General features: G+C 62.4%; 19 protein-coding genes, 2 pseudogenes and 1 riboswitch. Of the genes and pseudogenes, 12 read left to right on the top strand and 9 right to left on the bottom strand.

What is annotated here, in order from left to right; all coding sequences use genetic code 11:
* Window positions 1-8 precede the first annotated feature (8 nt).
* Complete coding sequence (locus tag ACP3TE_RS08240; RefSeq protein WP_105656432.1) at window positions 9-335, bottom strand: DUF202 domain-containing protein; 327 nt, start codon at window positions 333-335, stop codon at window positions 9-11.
* A complete protein-coding gene (locus ACP3TE_RS08235) occupies window positions 335-718 on the bottom strand; it encodes a YidH family protein (protein WP_426735990.1) in 384 nt (127 codons plus the stop codon). The genes ACP3TE_RS08240 and ACP3TE_RS08235 overlap by 1 nt, the downstream gene beginning before the upstream one ends.
* Window positions 719-867: 149 nt before the next feature.
* Between ACP3TE_RS08235 and ACP3TE_RS08230 the strand changes: the two genes are divergently transcribed.
* Together ACP3TE_RS08230 and ACP3TE_RS08225 are read left to right on the top strand one after the other, a co-directional pair.
* Window positions 868-1,914, top strand: a complete 1,047-nt coding sequence (locus ACP3TE_RS08230; RefSeq protein WP_426735988.1) for an MBL fold metallo-hydrolase — start codon at window positions 868-870, stop codon at window positions 1,912-1,914.
* Window positions 1,911-3,260 carry an MFS transporter gene (locus ACP3TE_RS08225; protein WP_105662301.1) on the top strand — a complete coding sequence of 450 codons (1,350 nt, stop codon included), beginning with the start codon at window positions 1,911-1,913 and terminating at the stop codon, window positions 3,258-3,260. Before ACP3TE_RS08230 ends, ACP3TE_RS08225 begins: the two co-directional genes overlap by 4 nt.
* A 45-nt stretch (window positions 3,261-3,305) precedes the next feature.
* Here ACP3TE_RS08225 and ACP3TE_RS08220 read toward each other — a convergent pair whose 3' ends face one another.
* Window positions 3,306-4,223 (bottom strand): LysR substrate-binding domain-containing protein, encoded by a 918-nt coding sequence (locus tag ACP3TE_RS08220; RefSeq protein WP_105656436.1) that lies wholly within the window; start codon window positions 4,221-4,223, stop codon window positions 3,306-3,308.
* 118 nt (window positions 4,224-4,341) lie between these two features.
* Between ACP3TE_RS08220 and ACP3TE_RS08215 the strand changes: the two are divergent.
* Together ACP3TE_RS08215 and ACP3TE_RS08210 are read left to right on the top strand one after the other, a co-directional pair.
* Window positions 4,342-4,614, top strand: a pseudogene (locus tag ACP3TE_RS08215) (MBL fold metallo-hydrolase); the annotation flags it as partial.
* Between the two features lie 99 nt (window positions 4,615-4,713).
* On the top strand, window positions 4,714-5,409 hold the full coding sequence (locus ACP3TE_RS08210; RefSeq protein ID WP_426736267.1) for an MBL fold metallo-hydrolase: 696 nt from the start codon (window positions 4,714-4,716) through the stop codon (window positions 5,407-5,409).
* A gap of 117 nt (window positions 5,410-5,526) precedes the next feature.
* Here the strand turns inward: ACP3TE_RS08210 and ACP3TE_RS08205 are convergent, their stop codons facing one another.
* Together ACP3TE_RS08205 and ACP3TE_RS08200 are read right to left on the bottom strand one after the other, a co-directional pair.
* Window positions 5,527-6,756: an acyl-CoA dehydrogenase family protein gene (locus tag ACP3TE_RS08205; RefSeq protein WP_426735986.1), complete on the bottom strand. Its 1,230-nt coding sequence runs from the start codon at window positions 6,754-6,756 to the stop codon at window positions 5,527-5,529.
* A gap of 28 nt (window positions 6,757-6,784) precedes the next feature.
* Entirely contained in the window at window positions 6,785-8,011 is a 1,227-nt protein-coding gene (locus tag ACP3TE_RS08200; protein ID WP_332498984.1) for an acyl-CoA dehydrogenase family protein, read from the bottom strand.
* Window positions 8,012-8,061: 50 nt separating this feature from the next.
* A riboswitch (SAM riboswitch) is annotated at window positions 8,062-8,152 on the bottom strand.
* Window positions 8,153-8,426: 274 nt separating this feature from the next.
* On the opposite strand from ACP3TE_RS08200, the gene ACP3TE_RS08195 reads away from it, so the two are divergent.
* Window positions 8,427-8,801, top strand: coding sequence for a hypothetical protein (locus tag ACP3TE_RS08195; RefSeq protein ID WP_402471731.1), 375 nt, complete (start codon window positions 8,427-8,429; stop codon window positions 8,799-8,801).
* A gap of 75 nt (window positions 8,802-8,876) precedes the next feature.
* Here the strand turns inward: ACP3TE_RS08195 and ACP3TE_RS08190 are convergent, their stop codons facing one another.
* The 3 genes from ACP3TE_RS08190 to ACP3TE_RS08180 form a co-directional block, all read right to left on the bottom strand.
* Complete coding sequence (locus tag ACP3TE_RS08190) at window positions 8,877-10,238, bottom strand: GntP family permease (RefSeq protein WP_400341720.1); 1,362 nt, start codon at window positions 10,236-10,238, stop codon at window positions 8,877-8,879.
* A 291-nt stretch (window positions 10,239-10,529) separates the two neighbouring features.
* The gene (locus ACP3TE_RS08185; protein ID WP_426735983.1) at window positions 10,530-11,591 is read right to left on the bottom strand and encodes a CdaR family transcriptional regulator; all 1,062 of its coding nucleotides are present in this window, start codon (window positions 11,589-11,591) and stop codon (window positions 10,530-10,532) included.
* 57 nt (window positions 11,592-11,648) lie between these two features.
* The gene (locus ACP3TE_RS08180) at window positions 11,649-13,157 is read right to left on the bottom strand and encodes an aldehyde dehydrogenase family protein (protein WP_426735981.1); all 1,509 of its coding nucleotides are present in this window, start codon (window positions 13,155-13,157) and stop codon (window positions 11,649-11,651) included.
* A 200-nt stretch (window positions 13,158-13,357) separates the two neighbouring features.
* Between ACP3TE_RS08180 and ACP3TE_RS08175 the strand changes: the two genes are divergently transcribed.
* From ACP3TE_RS08175 to ACP3TE_RS08145, 7 genes and pseudogenes are all read left to right on the top strand, one after another.
* Entirely contained in the window at window positions 13,358-14,362 is a 1,005-nt protein-coding gene (locus tag ACP3TE_RS08175; RefSeq protein ID WP_332595029.1) for an ABC transporter substrate-binding protein, read from the top strand.
* Window positions 14,363-14,452: 90 nt separating this feature from the next.
* On the top strand, window positions 14,453-15,229 hold the full coding sequence (locus ACP3TE_RS08170; protein ID WP_332486489.1) for an ABC transporter permease: 777 nt from the start codon (window positions 14,453-14,455) through the stop codon (window positions 15,227-15,229).
* Window positions 15,222-16,055, top strand: a complete 834-nt coding sequence (locus tag ACP3TE_RS08165; protein WP_105656450.1) for an ABC transporter permease — start codon at window positions 15,222-15,224, stop codon at window positions 16,053-16,055. Before ACP3TE_RS08170 ends, ACP3TE_RS08165 begins: the two co-directional genes overlap by 8 nt.
* Before the next feature lie 46 nt (window positions 16,056-16,101).
* Window positions 16,102-16,908: an ABC transporter ATP-binding protein gene (locus tag ACP3TE_RS08160; protein ID WP_332486486.1), complete on the top strand. Its 807-nt coding sequence runs from the start codon at window positions 16,102-16,104 to the stop codon at window positions 16,906-16,908.
* Window positions 16,909-16,913: 5 nt separating this feature from the next.
* A pseudogene (locus tag ACP3TE_RS08155) lies at window positions 16,914-18,022 on the top strand (zinc-binding dehydrogenase).
* Between the two features lie 43 nt (window positions 18,023-18,065).
* Entirely contained in the window at window positions 18,066-19,055 is a 990-nt protein-coding gene (locus tag ACP3TE_RS08150) for an ABC transporter substrate-binding protein (protein WP_426735980.1), read from the top strand.
* Between the two features lie 119 nt (window positions 19,056-19,174).
* Window positions 19,175-19,324, top strand: a complete 150-nt coding sequence (locus ACP3TE_RS08145; protein ID WP_426735978.1) for a hypothetical protein — start codon at window positions 19,175-19,177, stop codon at window positions 19,322-19,324.
* Window positions 19,325-19,407: 83 nt separating this feature from the next.
* Here ACP3TE_RS08145 and ACP3TE_RS08140 read toward each other — a convergent pair whose 3' ends face one another.
* On the bottom strand, window positions 19,408-20,496 hold the full coding sequence (locus ACP3TE_RS08140; protein WP_105656455.1) for an alcohol dehydrogenase catalytic domain-containing protein: 1,089 nt from the start codon (window positions 20,494-20,496) through the stop codon (window positions 19,408-19,410).
* Between the last annotated feature and the right edge of the window lie 79 nt (window positions 20,497-20,575).

Below are 20,575 nucleotides of genomic sequence, written 5' to 3'. Positions count from 1 at the left end.
ACCCGGAACTAGGCGCCGAGCACAAGGATGATCGCGCAAGCGCCTAGAGCCAACAGCACCGCTGTTGTCAGCAGCACGGCGAGAACATCCGCGCTGACGCGTTCAGCCTTCACGCCTTGCGCCATTTTCCGGTACCGGGCACGCTGCGAGAGCAGAATCCCGAATGCCATCGAGGAAGATATCGCAATCAGCAGGATCACGGCCAGGCCATAGTGCGGAAGCCAGCGCAGGAAGACCGCGGAAACCACGAGAAATGAAACCATTGTCCGGTTCCACGCGAAGACGGTGCGCTCTGGCTGCAACCCCGGGTCGCTGATCTCGATGGGCTCTTTCATCACGAGCTGAGGGACCAGAAAATCATGGCGATCGCTGCCAGTGAGGCCACCACGGCACCGAATGCCAGCAGCGGGACAATGGCGGGAATCGGCAACGGCCTGCCGGTGCGCATGCTGCGTTCCACGCGGACCCAGCGCACGGCTGCACCGGCGGCAATCAGGATGCCGACGCCGATCACCAGCACCGCCAGCCAGGTGCGAACTGGCGACGGGAAGGCCTCTGCGGCGAAGGCCTCCAGCGCTGTGCCGCCCGCGAGGAAGGCTAGCGAAGTTCGAATCCAGGCCAAGAAGGTGCGCTCGTTGGCCAGCGTGAAGCGCGGGTCAGGCTCACTGCCCCGTGGCAATATCCAGCGTGAAAGCCGGCTGCGATTTTGCTCGGACATGACCCTCCTTGGTTTGCGTCGATGCTATGAGCATACCCAACCCATTATCGGCTAAACCTATTTAGTTGGTTGATAAAAACAGTTTTACGAATGTGATCCAGCGCATAAGAATTGAATGCAGTACCTGAACGAACGAAAGGGCGCATTCCATGGCCTCCACCAATCTCAATCCCCGCGTCGTTACGCTGGGCACCGCCGGCGGACCACGCTGGTGGACCGGCGAGAACGCCGGCAAGCGCGCGGGAATTTCCACCGCCGTAGTCGTAGGCGAAAGCGTCTACCTGGTGGATGCCGGAACCGGCGTGGGCAACCAGCTGATGAAGGCCGGGTCCACCCCTGCGAACCTTCGCGGCATCTTCCTCACGCACTTGCACTCCGATCACACCATCGACCTGGCTTCGCTGGCCATCTTCGGAATGTTCACCCTGCCGGCCGGCAAGGCTCCGATTTCCATCATCGGCCCCGGCGACCGCGGCGCCCTGCCACCTGCCTCCCCGCGCGCAGTGACCGCCCCGCAGCCGGTCTTCGCGCAGAATCCGACCCCGGGCACTGCCTCGATGTTCGAGCATCTGATGCAGGCCTACGCCACGGACCTGAATGACCGCGTGATCGACGCCCTGCGCCCCTCCCCGCTGGACCACTTCATCGCCTCGGACATCGAGATTCCGGTGGACACCGGGTACCACCCCAACGAGAACCCGACGCCGAAGGGCTTCGCGCCGTTCGAGATCTACCAAGACGAGCTGGTCACGGTGACCGCAACCCTGGTCAAGCACCCGCCGATCGCCCCGGCCTTCGCCTTCCGCTTCGACACTTCCGAAGGTTCGGTGACCATTTCCGGAGACACCGCGCCCTGCCAGAACCTGGTGGCCCTGGCGAAGGATACCGACCTGCTGCTTCATGAGGCCATCGATTTCGACTGGGTGCAACGCGCCTACGGTTCGGTTGGCACCTTGGAAGCCCAGGCTTCGATGGACCACCACCGCGCCTCGCACACCTCGCCGGAGCAGGCGATCGAGATCGCGCACCAGGCCGGGGCGCGCAGCCTGGCCCTGCACCATCTGGTCCCCGGAACTACGCCTTTGCAGGTCTGGGAAGCCCACGCCGCGAAATTCTCCGGCAACTACCTAGTGCCCAACGATCTGGACACGATATCCTTTTCCCGCGTCAACAGTGAAATGGCGGCAGTACGATGAGCAGCACCCTGAATAATGGCAACGGCGTGGAGGCACAGGCGTTGGTTCCCTCGCTGAAATCCCCGCAGATGCGCCGGATCCTGGCTTCCAGCTTCATCGGCAGCGCAATCGAATTCTACGATTTCATCCTCTACGCCACGGCGGCCTCGCTGGTCTTCAACAAGGTCTTCTTCGTGGGCCTGACCCCGGGTGTAGCCATCTTCGCTTCCTTTGCCACCTTGGCCGTGGGCTATCTGGCCCGCCCGCTGGGCGGCATCGTGTTCGGCCACTTCGGCGACAAGATCGGCCGCAAGGGCGTGCTGATCACCTCGATGGCGATGATGGGCGGTGCCTCGACACTGATCGGACTGCTTCCTCCCACCGCGCAGATCGGCATGCTGGCCCCGATCGCGCTGATCATCTTGCGCATCGTCCAGGGCCTGGCCGTGGGCGGCGAATGGGGTGGGGCCATGCTGATGGCGCTGGAGCACGCGCCGAAGGAGCGCCGCGGCTTCGCGGCGAGCTTCGCGAACATGGGCGGCCCGGCCGGCGCCGTGATGGCCACGTTGGCAGTCTCGGCCGTCTCGCTCATGCCCAATGAGCAGTTCCTGGCCTGGGGCTGGCGCATTCCGTTCCTGATCAGCATCGCGCTGGTGGGCATCGGGCTGGTCATCCGGCTGAAGGTCACCGAGTCCCCGCTGTTCCTGGCGCTGGAAAACAAGGCAGAAGAGCGCAAGACCCCCTTCATGGAGGTCATCACCAAGTACCCGAAGTCCGTCATCCGCGGAACCCTGGTGGGCATGAGCTCCTACACGGTGCAGGGCCTGATGACCGTCTGGGCTATCTCCTACGTGGTCGAGGAAGTCGGCATGGACCGCACCGCGGTGCTGAACATCAAGGCCATCGGCGCCGCATTGACCGTGGTGGGAATCTGGGTTTCATCGCGCTATTCAGACAAGCTGGGCCGCCGCCCGGTCATGATGGTCGGCATCCTCGCCGGCGCCGTGGCCGCCTTGCCGATCATGTGGATGCTGGAACTGGGCCAGCTGTGGCTGTTCGCCATTGCGCTGTTCGTGGCCAACGGCATCATCCAGGCCTTCATCTTCGGTCCGTTCGGCGCGTTCACCGCGGAGCTGTTCCCAACCCGCATCCGCTACACCGGCGCTTCGCTGGTCTACCAGCTCTCCTCCACCGTGGGCGCGGGTTTCACCCCGATGATCGTTGCAGGCCTGGTGCTGCTGGGCGGCGGATCGCTGTGGATCGCCGGAGCCGTTTGGGCCGCCGCATTCATCGTCGCCGCCCTGGCCATGCGCGGCATCAAGGAAGGCCGCGACGCCGACCTCGAGGCCGAGGAAATGAGCCACTAGCCTCCCGACTGGCGAAAGCGCGGGGCCGGTTGGAACCTACGGGTTCTAACCGGCCTTGCGCTCTTTCTCGGCTCCGGCTTCCTCGCAGAAATCCAAGAACGCGCGCAGCCGCAAGCTAGGGCGGTCCGAAGCGGTGTAGGCCACGCAGATATCGCTCACGCCAACCTCGCCCTCGATCTCCAATACCGACAGCGGCAAGCCGTCGTAGCTCAGGTTGACCGGCGGGCGCTGCACCAGAACGGTATAGCCCAAACCCCGAGCCACCATCCCGCGCACCGCCTCGAAGCTCTGCGAACTCCACCGCACCTTGGGGTCCAAGCCCGACATGCGAAGATTCACCAGCTGGTTATCGCGCACCGTGGGGATGTCCAGGGAGACGAAGTCGTCGTCGGCCAGTTCGCTCAAGGCGACGGAGGTGCGATCGGCCAGCCGGTGATTGCCTCCCACCAGCACATAGGGCCGGCCCGACATCACCGTACGCGAAGAGACCTGCGGCAGCAGGTGGCGGGTATGGGTGAGCACCGCATCCAGGTGGCCCTTGAGCATGCGCTCCTGCAGGTCGGCCCCGTCCCCCTCCACGAGGGTGACCTGCAAGTCCGGGTGCACATTGGTGAAGCGTTCGCAGATCACCGGGATCCAGAAAGCGGCCAGCGAGGAATAGCAGCCGATCACCAAAGGGCCGGAGAGCTTGGTCTGGCGTTCGACAATCTGGTCCTGCACTTCTTCGGCATGGCGCACCAGGGCCCGCGAGTCCAGCAGGAAGTCGGTGCCGACAGCCGTGAGCACCACGCCGCGGGCACGTCTGCGCACCAGCAGCTGCGAGCCGACGGCGCGTTCCAGCTCGTCCATGGACTGGGACATGGCTGCCTGGGAAATATGGCACTGCTTCGCTGCGGCGGAGATGGAGCCGAGTTCAGCGACGGCGACGAAGTACTGCAGCTGGCGCAGGGTGTAGTTGATCACCCGCCCAGTCTAGCCAGCGGGCAGCGGACCGCTGCCAACTAGAAAATGTTATGAGGCGAATAATCTATTATTCCTTGACTACTTCATTGCCTCCGCGGATGATGGCATCAGCTTGCCGATGAAACAACCCGTCCACAGGAGACAGATGAAGCCAGTGATGAAGACCGGAATGCATGCAGTGGCGCTTGGAACTGCTGGCGGCCCGCTATTGAGGCCGGATCCAGGAACCGGTCACCGTCGCGGAATTTCTACCGCGATCGTTGTGGACGGCCACGCTTACTTGGTGGATTGCGGCCATGGCGTCGGTTTGGGCCTGGCTGAGATCGGGATTCACCCCACTGCCCTGCGCGGAATTTTCATTACCCATCAGCATTCAGACCACGTCATTGACCTGAATTCTGTCATGGTCCTGGGCGGCCTTGGGTTCCGCGGCACCGATGGTCGGCAGGTTCCTGTTTTCGGACCGGGTGATCGAGGAGTGCTGCCCTCGATGCAGACAGCGGCCGAAGAGCCGGAAGCCATATTTCCGCAGTCGCCCACACCCGGGACCAACGCCATGGTCAACTTGCTACTGCGCGCCCATGCTACAGATCTCAACGATCGCCGACGGGATTCGGCGGCACCTGATATTTCGGATATTTTCCATGGCGTAGATATCGAGATTCCCGCCGGCACAGGCTTCCACCCCAACCACAACAACCATCCGGACATGGAGCCTTTTGAAATATACGCTGATCGGCATGTAAAAATTAGCGCTATCCTGGTCCAGCACCAACCTATCGCTCCGGCATTCGCATTCCGCCTTGATTCGAGATATGGATCGGTCGTGGTTTCCGGCGATACAGCGCCAAGCGCAAATCTTGCGCGCCTGTCCCAAGGCTGCGACTTGCTGTTCCATGAAGCTATTGATCTGGAGGCCATCGCTCGTAGCTACCCGCATGCTTCATCCTCCGAACTGGAAGCGAGCATGGGACATCATCGGCGCGCGCACACCACCGCAGAAGACGCAGGTCGAATCGCCCAGCGGGCTGGAGCACGGAACTTGGCGCTGCATCATTTGGTTCCCGCTGGATCTGGAATGGAAGTTTGGCAGCGGGCTTCGAAACAGTTCTCTGGCGGCCTCTTCGTGCCCCGCGACTTGGATATCTTCCATATCGCAAGTGGCACGGTTACCCAGGTGCGCTAGGGCCAAGGCCGGCAGCTATCCGTCAGGCGACTGGAACGATGGTCGATCGATTGCCCCGGGACTACGACCACGGGCCCAGCATCGGCAAAGAATGCTGGACCCGCAAAATCAAGGAATCTACTTTGATGCACCAATCGCCCACACGCGCGGAAGCTCGGTGCCATTGACCGCCAGGTCGCCAATCAACCTCGCCTTGAACACCCAGGGGTTGTGGTTGCCGGCGGTACGGGCATTGCGCCAGTGCCGGTCCAGGTTCTTGGTAACGCTCGTGGCGCTGGCGGCCAGCGCATCGAAAGCGTGGGTGATTGCGTTGAGGACCAATGGCGTGAGCACCACCTGCGCCTGGGCGCTGGCCAGCTCTGCCGCATCGTTGGCTGCTTCGTCCTCTTCCCCGGTCACCTCGCCGGTGTGCAGCGCCTGCGCAGTTTCATAGGCTCCCTGCAATGCCGTCGACACTCGTTCCACCGTTGCCGCGGCAGCGAAGGCCGCCGCGGAGACCTCGCCGATCACCTGCAGCAGCTGCGGGTCTTCGGCCGCCACATTGGCCGCGGCATGGCTGAAGGTCCGCTTGCGCGCCTTCAGCTCGGCGGCGAAGTCGCGCTCGGCTGCTTTGGCGGAGCCGGCCAGGACAGCGAGCAGCACCTGCTGGTAGAAAGCTGTCTGGTACTTGAAACGCGTATCGAAGTCGATGAGGTCTTCTTCGGCGACAATCGCGTCGGTGAAGGTGGAGGTGCCGGTGCCCGTGGTGCGCTGGCCGAAGCCATCCCAGTCATCGGCCAGCTCGACGCCGCGCTGGTGGCGGTTGACTGCGGCGATCACGCGCTTTCCGGTGTCGGTGCGCTCTGCGTAGGTATCGAGCCAGTCGGCGAAGATCGAGCCGGTGGAGTAGTACTTGGTGCCGTTGAGCTTGAATCTTCCCTCGCCGTCCGGGGTGACCTTGGTGATCACGTCCCCGACCTTGACGGTGCCGACCTCGGTCCAGGAGTTGCCCACCAGTTCTCCCGCCACGAAGCGGGCCAGCCACTTGTCGCGCCCCGGACCGGGGGCCGCAACCAGACGGTCCTCGACGAAGGCGAAGTGCGCGCGCAGCGCTTGGGCAATATTGGAATCCGCCGCCGCGAGATCCACGAAGAGCTCGAAGAGTTCGGGCAGCGTAGCACCGGCACCCCCGTGCGATTCCGGGACCCGAACCGCGCCAAAGCCGGCAGCGGCCAGGTCCGCGACCTGCTGGAAGGGCAATTCGCCGGTGCGGTCGCGTTCAGCTGCACCCTGCGCAATGCGCGCGAAGAGCGGTGCGAAGCGGTTTTTGAGGCCTGCGAGTCGATTGCCAGTTGCAAGTACAGTCATCGTTCAGTCCAATCCGGGAGAAGTTTTCTTAGGTGTACAGCGAGAGCGGCTGGGACTCTCCGCGCAGGAAGTAGGCGCCGACCTCGATCTTCTTGTAGTCCACTGGGTCGTGCAGCGAATGGGTGCGCACATTGCGCCAGTACAGGTCCAGACCCACCGAGTTCGCAGTCGAAGATGAACCGGTCACCTCGAAGATCCGGTTCGCCACATCCACTCCCACCTCAGTGGAGACCACCTTGGCTTCAGCAATTTCCACGGCCAACGCCGCTCGTTCGGGCTGGGTGACTTCCCCGGCCTTCGAGAGCAGGGCATCGAATTTCCGGCCCAGCTTCTCGGTCAGCGCCGCCACTGCTGCAGTGCGGGCTTTGAGCTCTCCGACGGTGCGCTGGAAGATCGGGTCCTGCGAGTAGGTCTCTGCCTGCGAGAACAGCCAGGCGTTCTTGCGGCCCAGCAAGATCTGCTTGCCGCGCTCCAGTGCTCCCTGGGCGATGCCCAGGTAGAAGTTGGCGAAGGCCAACTGGATACCGGGGGTAAGCAGGGTGGAGACCGGTTCATCGGTGACGAATCCCAGCAAGTCCCCTGCTTCGAGCCGCACGTTGTGGAACTTCAAGGAATTCGACGCGCTCAGCCGCTGTCCCAGGTAGTCCCAGTCGTCAACGATTTCCAAGCCATCGATATCGCGTGGCAGAACCAACGCGAGAATCTGCCCGTCGTATTCTCCGCCCTGGACCAGCGCGTTGATGACGATGACCTCGCCAACACCGGAACCCGTGGAGAATCGCTTGGCTCCATTCAGTCGGTAGCCGTCCCCTTCGGCGCTCAGCGTCAAATCCGGATCAACTGGATTCACCGAATCGCCCCAGAGCCAGCCACCTTCCACGGTGCGCTGCCACCATGCCCCTTGCGCTTCTGCTGGGGCGTAGAACGCAATGCCGGACTGGTTGATGTAGTGGTAAGCCAGCAACTGCGAGATGGAGCCATCAGCTGCGGCCAGTATGCGGACCGCTTCGAAAGCCGCTTCCCAATGGGCTCCGGCTCCGCCGAATTCTGCAGGCACCAAGAGATTGAGCAACCCGGCTTCGCGCAGCAGCTGCACTTCGGCGAAAGGCTGGGCGTTCTTTCGGTCGCGTTCGAGCGCGTCAGCCGCCAGCTTGTCAGCTACTTGCTGGGCGACGTCGCGCCAATGAGCCAGTTCAGCTTCATCAGCAGTGCCGGTGTAGGGCACGCGCGGCAATTGGGTATCCAGTACAGTCATCTTCGTTCTCCTCTTGGGCTATGGATTCCGAAGGATGCAGAAAATCTGCGGATCCATCGAACCTGGCGTTAGCACTACCTGCGGAGTGCAGGCTTGCTGCGGCGTCTCGGAGCCAGGCCTCTCAGCCGCTCTGGATGGGTTGTGCTCCGAGTCAAGCATTACTGGCAGGTCCTCGGGAAGGGCGCTGTCATGCGGAGGAACAGCAGGACAAAATACGTCATCTTCGCGCCTTCGCCCTGCCGGAAAACGGGCGGATAAGACGTCATATGACCTTCGCATGACGCAATTGGCATGCTGGAACTGGATTTCAAAGGCGTTCCCCTAGGCATCGATTGGGAACACAGCGTGGATCAGGGCACTTCCATGCGACCGCATTGAATGGCCATTCAAGATCAATCGGCAGAAGAGGCGGCAAGTGGATCCAGCAGGCGTGATTGCCTTCATGTTCGGGTTGCTGAGCATAACGCTGGTCGCAGCGTTCCTCGCCCCGATGGCACGGGACCGGAAGCTCGCTCGCAATGCGGCGATCGGCATCAAGACGCGCCACACCTTGGCCAGCGATGGGGCCTGGCTCGCCGGGCATCAGCAGGCTGCGCCCCTGCTTGCCGCGGCTTCCTGGGCCGGTTGGGCGGCATTGGCCAGCGCAGCAGTTCTCTGCCTGCTGGGCCAATTCGGTTTCGCCTTCGCCGCGACCGGAGCCGGCTACCTGGCCGCCATCGCGTTGCTGGTGATCTCGACTGCCACAGCGAATAAGGCCGCGCGGAGCTTCCCGGCGGCAGGCCTGGGCTAATCCAGCACTGCTTAAAGCAACGGATCGCGCCATCTGCCGATGGCGCGATCCGTTGCTTTCTTGGAAGGCGTGCTGCTAAAGCAGTACGGCTCCCAGGACCAGTACAGTCAGGAAACCCGCGGTGCCCTGGATGGCGGTAGCCACGCTCAGGGTCTTGTAGGCGGTGATCACCGGAATGCGGCTGAGCTGCGAGACGACCCAGAAGTAGGAGTCGTTGGCGTGCGAGACAACCATCGCACCGGCGCCTACTGCCAATACGGATAGCACCATGCCCAGCTCCGAACCCAAGCCCAGGGAGCCGAGCATCGGAGCGACCAGCGCGGAAGTGGTCACCATTGAGACGGTGGACGAGCCCTGGGCGGACTTCAATGCAGCGGCGATCAGGAATGGCACAGCCAGGCCCAAGCCCAGTCCGCTGAGTGAATCCGAAAGAATCGTGGTCAGATCCGACGCGGCCAGGACCGCGCCGAAGCCGGCGCCGGCACCGGTGATCAGCAAGATCGGAGCAGCGGTGCGTACAGCTTCGTTCATCTGCTCATTGAAGACCGCCAGCTTGCTGCCACCGCTCAAAAGAAAAGTCGATGAGATCAAGCCGAAGATCAGCGCAATAACTGGCGTCCCCAGGAAGGAAAGGATTTCCAGGGCAGCGCCTTCGCCAATCGGGTGCGAGGGCAGCTTCGCAATGGATGCGGCACAGATCAGCACCAGCGGAACCAGGATCGGCATGAAGGCTAGCGCCGGGCTGGGCAATTTTCCGAAGCTTGCACGCAGCTGCTCATAGTCGAGTTCGGAGATGTCATTGTGGTCGTCGCTTGGCAACGGGGTCCATTGGGACTTGTTGAAGCGGCTGGCGTAGGCCAAGCCGGCAAGTGCCGAGATGGCCGCAACGGGCAATCCGACTGCGATGATCAAGCCCAGGTTATCGGCAATGCCGATGCTTTCGGCTGCGGCCAGCGGGCCCGGAGTTGGAGGCACCATGGTGTGGGTCGCGTACAGGCCGGTCATCAGGGCGATGGAAGTTGCCAGCCCGGAGACCCCGGTACGCAGGGTGATGGCTTTGCGCAGCGAGTTGAGCACCACGTATCCCGAGTCGCAGAAGACCGGAATGGAAACGATGTAGCCGATAATCGATAGCGTCAGGTTGGGGAACCGGGTACCCAGGACCTTGATCAGCGCATCTGCCATGGAGATCGCGGCGCCGGATTTCTCCAGGATGACACCGATCATCGTTCCGAACAGGATCACCAGTCCGATATTTCCCATGGTGCTGCCAAAGGCCGTGGTGACCGTCGAAGCCACGTCGGCCAGCGGAATCCGGTAGGCGAAGGCCGCCAGGATAGCTGCGCCAACGAGGGCGAGGAATGGGCTGATCTTCAAGCGTGCTGTGACCATCACGATGGCCACAACAAGGATCAGCAGAACAAGCAGTTCGTACACGGCGGGTTGGCTCCTTTGCCAATATCGGTAGTTCAATGCGCCCAGCCCGCAATGGCTCAACGGGTGGACCAGCCCTATCGGCAAAGCTGCTCAAGGCTTTGCCCGTTGGGCTAGATGCCACCGTGCCACCCCGGTTTCGGGCGCAAAGATCGATCATCCTGCCAATACTAGGAAAAGTGACCCCGAATACCTATGGGCACACGACCACATTTGCCTGGGTTCGAAAGAGCCAATGTGTGCAAACACCCCACCCTTCCCAGCCCCGGCGCCAGCTCCCCTAGTTTCCAGGGCCTAGAAAACATGCAGCTGGCCCAAGGCCACTCTCGCGTAGATGGCATGCTGGAGTTTCAGGGATTCGCTGGACCGCCGAATATCGACGCCGCTGACCTGGCTTATCCGTTCAAGTCTTTGCACCAAGGTATTGCGGTGAATATGCAGATCCGTGGCCGCTTGGCTCATCGAAGCAGCTGTCGCAACGACCAGCAGGGTTCTGGCTTGTTCCTCATTGAGCTGCATCGCTGGGGCAGCTGCATGTTCCAGGCTGCGGGCTGGGGTGCGGGCGATAGCCACAGCAATTTCCCGGCTCCACATGCGGCGCCGCGCGTGGGAAGGCACGAGTGCCGGATAGCCCAACAATACGCGCAGCACTTCGGTTTCGGCCATGAGATCCTCGGCCTTTTCGACAGGCGCGGAGACCAGGAAACGTTCCTGGTCCATGCGCTCGGGAGCGAAAGCTGTCTCGCTGGCAGCGCAAAGCCTCCAGTACGCGCCGGAAAGGCTAATCCATGACGTGCGGTGATGATCCTTCGCCGGCTCTTCGAGCGACGGATCCCCCACGCTTCGGGGCAGCCAAGCTTCAATGCATTTCGGCCCGCGCAAACCATGCGCTGCGAGCGAGCGGTCGATCACTTCAGGCGCAACGCGACCGGCGATCAACGCAGAAATAATGTCGCGGGCTTCGGTCTCGCGCCGCGCGCTGCGAGAGTGCTCGCGTTCCTGGGCAAAGAGCAATTGAACGGTCAGTGCAATCAGGCCGGCCAGCGGTTCCACCTCGTGGGGAGCTCCGGTCACGCCCACAACGCCGCAGAGCTGGTCGTTCAGCACCAGCGGCACATTGACCCCGGGCTGGGTTCCGGCCGAGCCGTCGGCCTGGCTGACACGGATGATGTTGTTGCGGCGGATCGCCTCTGCGCTGCCGTCGTGGTGGGTACCGATACGCGCAGCATCCGTAGAAGCAATGATGACTCCGTGAGCATTCATGATGTTCACATTGCGGTTGATGGTCGGCGCAATCGTGTCGACGACTTTCTGCGCCAACGCGCTAGCCAGCCGGGGTTGCTCCTTTTCGCTCATGAGCTCATCCTATCGGCCCGGGACTGCGCAAAGCAGTCCCGGAATAGAACATTGCCGCTAGCCGAGCTTGACGGTGACCGACTTCAGCGAGGTGTAGGCCTCGATGCCTTCACGGCCATTTTCGGCGCCCCACCCCGACTGCTTGAATCCGCCGAACGGCATGTTCGCATCCATGCCGGCACCGGTATTCACCCTGACGTTGCCGGCCTGGATTTTCTTGGCGAAGGTCAACGCGCGGGAAATGTCCTGGGTGAAGATCACCGAATTGAGACCGTAGTCGGTGTCGTTGGCCCGGCGCAGCACCTCGGCCAGCGAATCCTCGTCGCCGAAGGTGCTCACCGAGAGCACCGGCCCGAAGATCTCATCCTTGGCGATGGACATGTCCGGACTGACATTTTTCAGCACGGTGGGCTGCACGAAGAATCCTTCTTCGCCTTCGGCCAAGCCACCGGCAACGAGTTCCGCGCCATCAGCGATGCCCGCCTCGATGTACCCCAGCACGCGCTCGCGCTGCACCTGGGAGATCAGCGGGCCCAGCTGGGTTCCTTCTGCCAGGCCAGCGCCCAGCTTGAGGTTCTTCGCGAATCCGGCGATGTCTTCGATGACCTGGTCTGCGATGTCTTCGTGGACATACAGTCGCGACCCTGCCGCGCAGACCTGGCCGGAGTTGCCGAAGATGCTCATGGCGGCGGCCGGAATGGCCTTGTCCAGATCCGCGTCGGGATAGATCACCACCGGGGATTTGCCGCCCAGCTCAAGGCTCAGCCGCTTGAGATTGACCGCTGCCGACGCCAGCAGCTTCTTGCCTACCGCGGTGGATCCGGTGAAGGAGAGCTTGTCGACATCCGGATGGTCGGCGAGCGCTTGGCCGGCCACCGGCCCCAAGCCCTGGACCACGTTCAGCACACCGGCCGGGATGCCTGCTTCAAGCGCAATCTGCGCCATGCGCACGGCGGTCAGCGGGGTCAGCTCCGCGGGCTTGAGCACGACGGTGCAGCCGGACGCCAGCGCCGGAGCCACCTTGGACAGCGCAATGGTGAAGGGGACATTCCATGGCACGATCAGTGCGGCCACACCCAAGGCTTGGCGCTGGGTATAGGCGTGCCAGGTTCCTGGCAGGGAAATATCGCGGGTTTCGCCGTTGAGCTTGGTGGCCCAGCCGGCGAAGTAGCGCAAGGTCTCGATGCCCGCGGGCAGCTCGCCAAAGCGGGCGATGTTGAAGGGCTTCCCGCAGTTCAGGGACTCCAGGGTAGCCAATTCATCGAGGTTCGCTTCCAATGCGTCAGCGAAGCGGTGCAGCGCCCGCTGGCGTGCTGCCGGGGTCATTTCTGCCCAGGGCCCGGACTCGAACGCTGCACGGGCGGCAGCTACTGCGCGGTCGATGTCCGCTGCGGTGGCAGCCGTCGTCTCGGTCAGCAGCTGGCCAGTGGAGGGATCGGTTACCGGCAGCTTTTCCCCCGAGCCAGCGACCTCCTGGCCATTGATCACCAGCGGAAGGGGCGTGGCCGCCAAAGCGGCGCGAAGCTGCTGAGCCAGCGGAACGGCGGAAAGATCTGTTGCTGTCATGGAATGTATCTCCTGGTCTGCCCGGCGCGCTTCGTCGTTGGCATCATTTTGAATGTGAGTCTTGCCACACAATCATACTAAAGATATATTGTGATTCAAGGAATACATTTTGATGCTCAATGTACTTCTTCTTCCGGGAGCCGACCCCGGTCGACAACTCGCAGCCTTCGCCTAGGCACCAAGCTTTCAAGGAGATCCCCATGGTCACGAAACGACGTTTTGCACGGAAGGCCTTCTCCGGCCTCGCAGTCTCTGCCCTCGCAATCGGCACCCTGGCCGCGTGCGGATCCAGCGAGGAGGCCAGCGCCGACGGCCCGGTGAAGCTGCGCGTCGCCATTGCTCCGATCCAGTTCGAAACCGCACGCATCGCTGAAGAGAAGGGCTACTTCGAGGACCAGGGCCTGGACGTTGAATTGGTCAATGGCGCCGACCCCGCCGCGCTGCTGGCCCAGGTGGTCTCCGGTGACGTGAACGTTGCCATCGGCTCGTGGATCAACGTTGCCACCTCCTTCTCCCAAGGTGTTCCGATCCAGGTCATTGGCGGCAACGGCATGGTTGATCCGGAGGCCGACAACTCCGGCGTCATGGTGGCCAAGGATTCCGGGGTCAAGGAACTGGCAGACCTGAAGGGCAAGACCATTGGCGTAGTTGGCGTGAAGTCCGGTGGCGACATCCCCGTGCTCCAGGCATTGGAAGCGGCCGGCGTGAAGGAAAAGGAAGTCACGGAAGTTGCTGTTCCCTACGCGGGCATGGAAGCGGCCCTGGAACAAGGCACCGTGGATGCAGTAGTGCCTGCCGACTCCTTCTACCACCAGATGTCGGAGAAGGGCTACCAGACCATCTCCAACCCGGTACAGGAATTCCAGTCCAGCATGCCGGTAACCGTTTGGACCGTGCAGAAGCAGTGGCTGGAGCAGAATGGCGAGACCGCCAAGAAGTTCGACGCAGCTATGCAGGATGCCGTGAAGTTCTACTCGGACCCGGCCAATCTGGAGGAAGTCCGCAAGGTCCACGCCGAAGCCAACCAGATCGATGTAGCCGATGCGCCCAAGACCTTCGTCCCGGCGGACGTCACCTTCAACGTGGCTGAAGCCCAATCCGGCATCGATGCCATGGTCCACTTCGGCCTGGTCGAGAACAAGGTCATCGTCGAAGATGTGCTCTGGGACGAAGCCCCTACCCGGGCTTCGGCAGACGCCAAGTAGCCCACGTCCGCTTCGCCCAACCGGTGGCGCCATCCCCTGCGCTGGCGCCACCAGCACCCCTAGCTTGCAACTGCTTACTCAAGGATTCCCATGAAAGAGTCAACGATTTCACCGGGTCTGCTCTGGACCCTGCGCATCGTGGCCATCGCCGCCCTGCTGGGCATCTGGCAACTGGTGATCGCCTCAGGAACCATGCCCTCCATGCTCCCCGGCGTGGAAAAGATCTTCTCTGCCATCGCCGAAGCCCTGGGCCAAGCGGCCTTCTGGGGCGGGCTAGGCAAGACCCTGCTCGCAGCCCTCACCGGCTGGCTCATTGCTTCGGTCGTGGGTGTCGTCCTGGGCCTGGTCATTGGATCAGTTCGCTTCCTCGACAACTCCACCTCGATTCTGATCGATTTCGGCCGTTCGTTCCCGGTACTGGCCCTGATGCCGGTAGTGATCATGCTGCTCGGCTCGAACACCATGATGGAAATCGTCGTCGTCGCGCTGTCCTGCCTGTGGCCAGTGCTGATCCAGACCATCTACGGTGCACGCCGCCAGGAAGCCGCGGTTGCCGACACCGTCGCCGTCTTCCGCATCCCGCCGATGCTGCGCTTCACCAAGGTCCTGCTGCCCTCTGCCCTGCCGCTGATCGCGACCGGTGTGCGCATTTCCTCGGCCATCGCCATCCTGGTGGCGGTGGGCGTTGAAGTGATCTCCCAGGCGCCAGGCATTGGACGCCAGATCACGCTGATGCAGCAGGCGCAGCGTTGGGATCTGGCCTTCGCCTACCTGTTCTTCGCCGGCCTGACCGGATGGGCCATCGCCCTGCTCTTGCAACAGGCCGAAAACCGTTTGCTGAAGTGGAAGAGGCAGAACGATGACTAACGCAACTTTGAACGCCCCCGCAGTGCCATCACGCGCTTCGAAAGCCAAGGCTCCGAGTTCCTCGGCGGCCGCCGGACGCAAGATACTGGTTTCTTCATGGCTCATCGTTGCCGTGGTTGCGGCTTGGTGGTTCGGCTCGGCAAACTCCACGAACTTCTTCATCCCCTCGCTGGAGTCCATCCTCGAAGCCTTGGTCCGCGATCTGGGCAACGGCGTGATTATTTCCGGCGCCTGGTACTCGCTGTCCAACCTCTTTGTCGGCTTGGCCTTGGCTGCCTTTTTCGGCATCTGCGGCGGACTGCTGCTGGGCGAAGTCCCGTTGCTGCTGAAGATCGTTGACCCGATCATCCACTTCTTCCGCGCTGTCCCTCAGGCAGCACTGGTTCCGATGATCATCGGCGTCTTCGGCATGGGGCAGGGCCCGAAGATGGGCACCATCGCCTTCGCCTGCATGTGGCCGATCCTGCTGAACACCATCGACGGCATCCTGGGCATCGAGCCAACGGTGCGCAAGTTCTCCAAGGTCTACCGCATCCCGCGCGGCCTGCACTTCCGCCGCGTGATCCTGCCCGGTGCCACCCCGCAGATCGTGGCCGGCATCCGCGTCGCATTGCCGATCGGCATCACCGTGATGGTGGTTTCGGAAATGTTCGCCTCCATTGAAGGCCTGGGCTTCTACATCCTGAATTCCTCGGCCACCTTCAAGGTTCCGGAGACATGGGCCGGCGCACTGCTGGTCGGTGTCATCGGCTACATCATCTCGATCCTCTTCGTGCTCGTGGAAAAACGGATCCTGCGCTGGTACCACGCCTCCGGCGCCCAGTAGCCTCCGTTTCCGTCCGACCTTCCATCTTCTGACCAAGGAGAATCCCATGACCACCCAAGCACCCGTTGAAACGACCATGGAAACCAAACCATTGCTCATGAAGGTTCGCGGCATGTCCATGAGCTATGGCGCCGGCCCGGCCGAAAACAAGATCCTGGAGAATTTGGATCTGGACGTGGAGTATGGCCAGTTCATCTCGATAGTCGGCCCTTCGGGCGTCGGCAAGACCACCTTGCTGCGATGCCTTTCCGGCTTGCTGAAGCCAAAAGCCGGAACCATCGAGGTTTCCGGCACGAAGATCAACGGCCCGCACCCCGATCTCGCCGTGGTCTTCCAGGACTACTCGCGTTCGCTGATGCCGTGGATGACCACCCGCGAAAACGTGGCCTTCCCGCTGCAGGGCAAGGGCATCGGCAAGGCCGAGCGCAACAAGCTGGCCGATGAGCATCTGGCTGCCGTGGGCCTTGAAGGCCAAGGCGGCAAGTTCCCCTGGGAAATGTCAGGAGGCATGCAGCAGCGCGTGGCCATTGCCCGCGCCTTGGCCTACAACGCGAAGGTGCTGCTCATGGATGAGCCCTTCGCCTCGGTTGATGCGCAGACCCGCTTCGACCTCGAAGACCTCGTGCTGGACTTGCAGCACAAGCTGGGTGTGACGATCCTGCTAGTCACCCACGACATCGACGAGGCGCTGTACCTGGCCGACAAGGTGGTCGTGATCGCGGAGAAGCCGGCCACCGTAGTCGACGAGATCGTCACCGGTTTCGGCGAGACCCGCGACCAGCTGGCCACCAAGGCTGACCCGCGCTTCACCGAGGCCCGTGCACGGATCCTCGTGCGCCTGCGCAAGGACTGATCCCCATGGCACTCAGCGCACGGGCAGCACTGGCAAGGCACGGCGATGGCAGCTTCAGCATTGAGGACATCCACGTTGATGCTCCGCTGGGCGCGGAATTGCTGATCGAAGTCAAAGCAGTTGGACTGTGCCAGTCCGATGCCCACCTGGCGGGCATGGATCTGGGCCTTCCTGCCCCGCTGCTGCTGGGCCATGAAGTTGCCGGGGTGGTGCTCAGCACCGGCAACCAAGCCTGCGGTTTCACTGCGGGAGACCACGTGCTGGCCAGCTTGATCCAATACTGCGCGCAGTGCGCCCTGTGCCTTTCGGGCCAGGAATACCGTTGCGCCAACCGCCCCAGCACGCTGCGCACGGCCGGCCAAGCACCGCGCGCCAGCTGCAAGGATCAGCCGGTGATGCAGATGTTCGGCACCGGCGGATTTTCCCAGTACACCTTGGTGCATGCCAACCAGGCAGTAAGGATTCCCGAGGAGTTGCCCTTCGCCCAAGCCGCGGTGATGGCCTGCTCCACGCTGACCGGTGCCGGGGCAGTGTTCAACTCCGCCCAGGTGGCCCAGGGGCAATCCGTCGCAGTCATTGGCGCTGGAGGCATCGGGTTGAACGCGATCAATGCCGCCCAGATCGCCGGCGCTTCGAAGATCATCGCAGTGGATCTGAGCGATGAGAAGCTGGAACTGGCCCGCGAATTCGGGGCAACGCACACGATCAATGGCGGCAGTGGAGACGCTGTCGCCAAGGTCCAGGAAATCACCGGCGGGGGGTGGATCATTCCTTCGAGATGATCGGCCTGCAGGCCACCAGCTTGCAGGCGGTGCGCATGACCCGTGTAGGCGGGGATGCCTATCTGGTCGGGTTGCATAAGCCCGGCGCGCAACTGCCGCTGGATGCCATGTCCGACATCATTGGGCCGCAGCGCAGCCTGCACGGGATCTATATGGGCTCTTCCAGCCCGCAACGTGATGTCCCCAAATACACCGAGCACTATCTTGCCGGGCGCCTCAAGCTCGACGCGCTCGTTGCCCGGGAACTTCATATCTCGCAGATCAACGAGGGCTTCGCAGCGATGAAGGCCGGGCAGGGCGTTGCCCGTTCGGTCATCACAGATTTCAGCTGATTGCCTGCCACTTCATATCCCCTTCAAGCACGACGAGGCCATCTTGAGAACTCCATCTTCCGCGCGCCGGGCCCTGCCCCTGTCCGCGGTCCTGCTCGTTTCCACCATGGCCTTGGCCTCTTGCGGCAACGCTGGGCAAGGCGCCGAAACACCGGGCGGCTTGATCCCGCTGAAGGTCTCGGTGGCCGGCATCCAGTTCGAGCCGGCTTACCTCGCCGAATCCCAAGGCTTCTTCGAAGACCATGGCTTGGAGGTTGAAATCATCAATGGCGCAGACCCCGCCGCCCAGATTGCTTCTGCTATCTCCGGCGAGGTGGACATCGCCACCGGTTCCTGGGTCAACGTCGCCACCTCCGTGTCAAAGGGCCTGCCGATCGAAGCGCTGGCTTCGAATGGCGTGGTCGACCCGAACGTCGATAACTCCGGAGTGCTCGTCGCCAAGGACTCTGGGATTGCGAGGCTTGCCGATCTCAAGGGCAAGACCATCGGTGTCATCGGCGTGAAGACCGGCAGCGATCTGCCGGTCTTCCAAGCCCTGGAAGACGCAGGGGTGGGCGCCGAGGAGTTCAGCGAAGTGGGCATGCCCTACGCCGGGATGCAGGCCGCGGTGGAGACCGGGACCGTTGACGCGGTCGTCCCCAGCGACGTCTTCTACCACCAGATGGTTGCGGCCGGCTTCCCCTCCTTGGGCAACCCGGTCCGCGAGTACCAGGGGAATCAGCCGGGCACTTTGTGGCTAAGCACTTCCCAGTGGGCCGGTGCGAATCCAGATACTGCCAAGGCCTTCGTATCGGCCATGAAAGAGGCAGTGGAGTTCTACTCCGATGCAGCAAACCTCGAGGAAGTGCAGAAGATACACGCCGAGGTCAACCAGATTCCGGTGGAAAAAGCTCCAACGCGGTTCGCCTTGGCAGGCACCGCGTTCGATGCAGAGGCTTTCCAGTCAGGCCTGGATGCAATGGCACGCTTCGAGCTCATTGACAAGCCCGTAACAGTGGATGAAGTGCTCTGGGAGCACGCGTCTCGCAAATAACCAGCACCGGCAAATCCTTGGACAGGGACTGGCGCGATGCTAGGCTCACGGGAGCACGTTCTGCCCACGGAAGGTTCACCATGAGTTCGGCAATCAGTTACCTCACCGGAGGATTTCTGGTGTCTCTGCTTGTCACCCTGAACATGACCTGGAACCAGCACCTGCCCGGCATCACCGGGTCCGTGGCGGTTGCGCTCAGCTTCATCGGGTTGCTGGGCTGCATCTTGTACGCCACGCGCATACAGCGCCGCGCGCAGACCGGAGAGTAGCAGCACCCCCCAGAACATGAAACAAGGCCAGCAGATCAGTGAACTGCTGGCCTTGCTTCGTTCAGCGACCGGCGTCGATAAATCTAGAAGGTAATCACGCTTCGGGCCACCGCACCGCCACGCAGCTGCTCGTATCCCTTGTCGATTTCATCCAAGCTGATATGCGCTGACACCAGTTCGTCGAGCTTGAAACGGCCCTGCAGATACAACTCGGCGTACATGGGGATATCCACCTGGATATTGCTCGACCCCATGGCCACGCCACGGATGCCCTTCTGGCGTCCCATCAGGTCTCCAAATGGGGTGATGCTGATCTGCGCGCCGGGCTTGTGAACGCCAATCAGGTACGCGGTGCCGCCAATTTCCAGCATGGCCACCGCCTGCTCGCTGGTGGCTTGCAGGCCGATGACCTCGAAGGCATGCGTCACTCCCCCGCCAGCAATCCGCTTGACGGTTTCCACCGCATCGCCCTCCCCGCCGTTGATGACGTCGGTGGCACCGAAGACCTTGGCCAGCTCCAGCTTGGCCGGCTGCAGGTCGATAGCGATGATGCGGGTCGCGCCAGCCAGTTTCGCGCCCTGGATGACGTTCAGCCCGACACCACCGGCGCCGATCACGGCAACGGTATCGCCTGGACGGATGCGCGCGGTATTAATAGCCGCGCCAGCACCCGTGACCACTCCACAGCCAAGCAGCGCCGCGCGGTCGAACGGGATAGCGTCCGGAACCCTTACGACGGTGTTCTCATGCACCAGCACCTGTTCCGCGAAGCCGCCAACACCGATGAACTGGGTGAGCCGCTGCCCACCCAGGGACAATCGCGGATTCTGCTGCGCGGTGCGGTCGGTGTGCGAGGGCACGCGGCACTGGTAGGGTTTGCCGGTGCGGCATCCCTTGCAGACCCCGCAGCTGTGCACTGGAGAAGTCACCACGCGGTCCCCCACCGAGAGCGAGGTGACGGCCGAACCGACGCCCACGACCAGACCCGAGACTTCGTGGCCGAGCACCGCTGGCATGGGGAAGCCGATGTCCGACGTCGCCACGTGCAAATCCGAGTGGCACAGGCCGCTGGCCTTCACGTCAATGAGGACTTCATGGGCTTCAGGGTTGTCAATGCTGATGTCCAGGACATCAAAAGAGCCGGCAACTTCAGAAACGACTGCTGCTTTCATGCTTCCTCCAGAAAATAGTCGCGCAAAGGGGGTGACGCAGAACACTAATGAAAATATACTATTAGAAATAATGCATTTT

This window comes from Glutamicibacter sp. 2E12, from assembly GCF_050030965.1.
Classification (GTDB): domain Bacteria; phylum Actinomycetota; class Actinomycetes; order Actinomycetales; family Micrococcaceae; genus Glutamicibacter.
This window is presented reverse-complemented; position numbering and strand designations above follow the sequence as displayed.

Coding starts and splice junctions, on each gene's coding strand:
- ACP3TE_RS08165 (WP_105656450.1), top strand. CDS start 15,222: ATGACTAACGCAACTTTGAACGCCCCCGCAGTGCCATCACGCGCTTCG.
- ACP3TE_RS08170 (WP_332486489.1), top strand. CDS start 14,453: ATGAAAGAGTCAACGATTTCACCGGGTCTGCTCTGGACCCTGCGCATC.
- ACP3TE_RS08185 (WP_426735983.1), bottom strand. CDS start 11,591: ATGAGCGAAAAGGAGCAACCCCGGCTGGCTAGCGCGTTGGCGCAGAAA.
- ACP3TE_RS08175 (WP_332595029.1), top strand. CDS start 13,358: ATGGTCACGAAACGACGTTTTGCACGGAAGGCCTTCTCCGGCCTCGCA.
- ACP3TE_RS08210 (WP_426736267.1), top strand. CDS start 4,714: ATGCAGACAGCGGCCGAAGAGCCGGAAGCCATATTTCCGCAGTCGCCC.
- ACP3TE_RS08140 (WP_105656455.1), bottom strand. CDS start 20,496: ATGAAAGCAGCAGTCGTTTCTGAAGTTGCCGGCTCTTTTGATGTCCTG.
- ACP3TE_RS08225 (WP_105662301.1), top strand. CDS start 1,911: ATGAGCAGCACCCTGAATAATGGCAACGGCGTGGAGGCACAGGCGTTG.
- ACP3TE_RS08205 (WP_426735986.1), bottom strand. CDS start 6,756: ATGACTGTACTTGCAACTGGCAATCGACTCGCAGGCCTCAAAAACCGC.
- ACP3TE_RS08160 (WP_332486486.1), top strand. CDS start 16,102: ATGACCACCCAAGCACCCGTTGAAACGACCATGGAAACCAAACCATTG.
- ACP3TE_RS08240 (WP_105656432.1), bottom strand. CDS start 335: ATGAAAGAGCCCATCGAGATCAGCGACCCGGGGTTGCAGCCAGAGCGC.
- ACP3TE_RS08230 (WP_426735988.1), top strand. CDS start 868: ATGGCCTCCACCAATCTCAATCCCCGCGTCGTTACGCTGGGCACCGCC.
- ACP3TE_RS08180 (WP_426735981.1), bottom strand. CDS start 13,157: ATGACAGCAACAGATCTTTCCGCCGTTCCGCTGGCTCAGCAGCTTCGC.
- ACP3TE_RS08200 (WP_332498984.1), bottom strand. CDS start 8,011: ATGACTGTACTGGATACCCAATTGCCGCGCGTGCCCTACACCGGCACT.
- ACP3TE_RS08235 (WP_426735990.1), bottom strand. CDS start 718: ATGTCCGAGCAAAATCGCAGCCGGCTTTCACGCTGGATATTGCCACGG.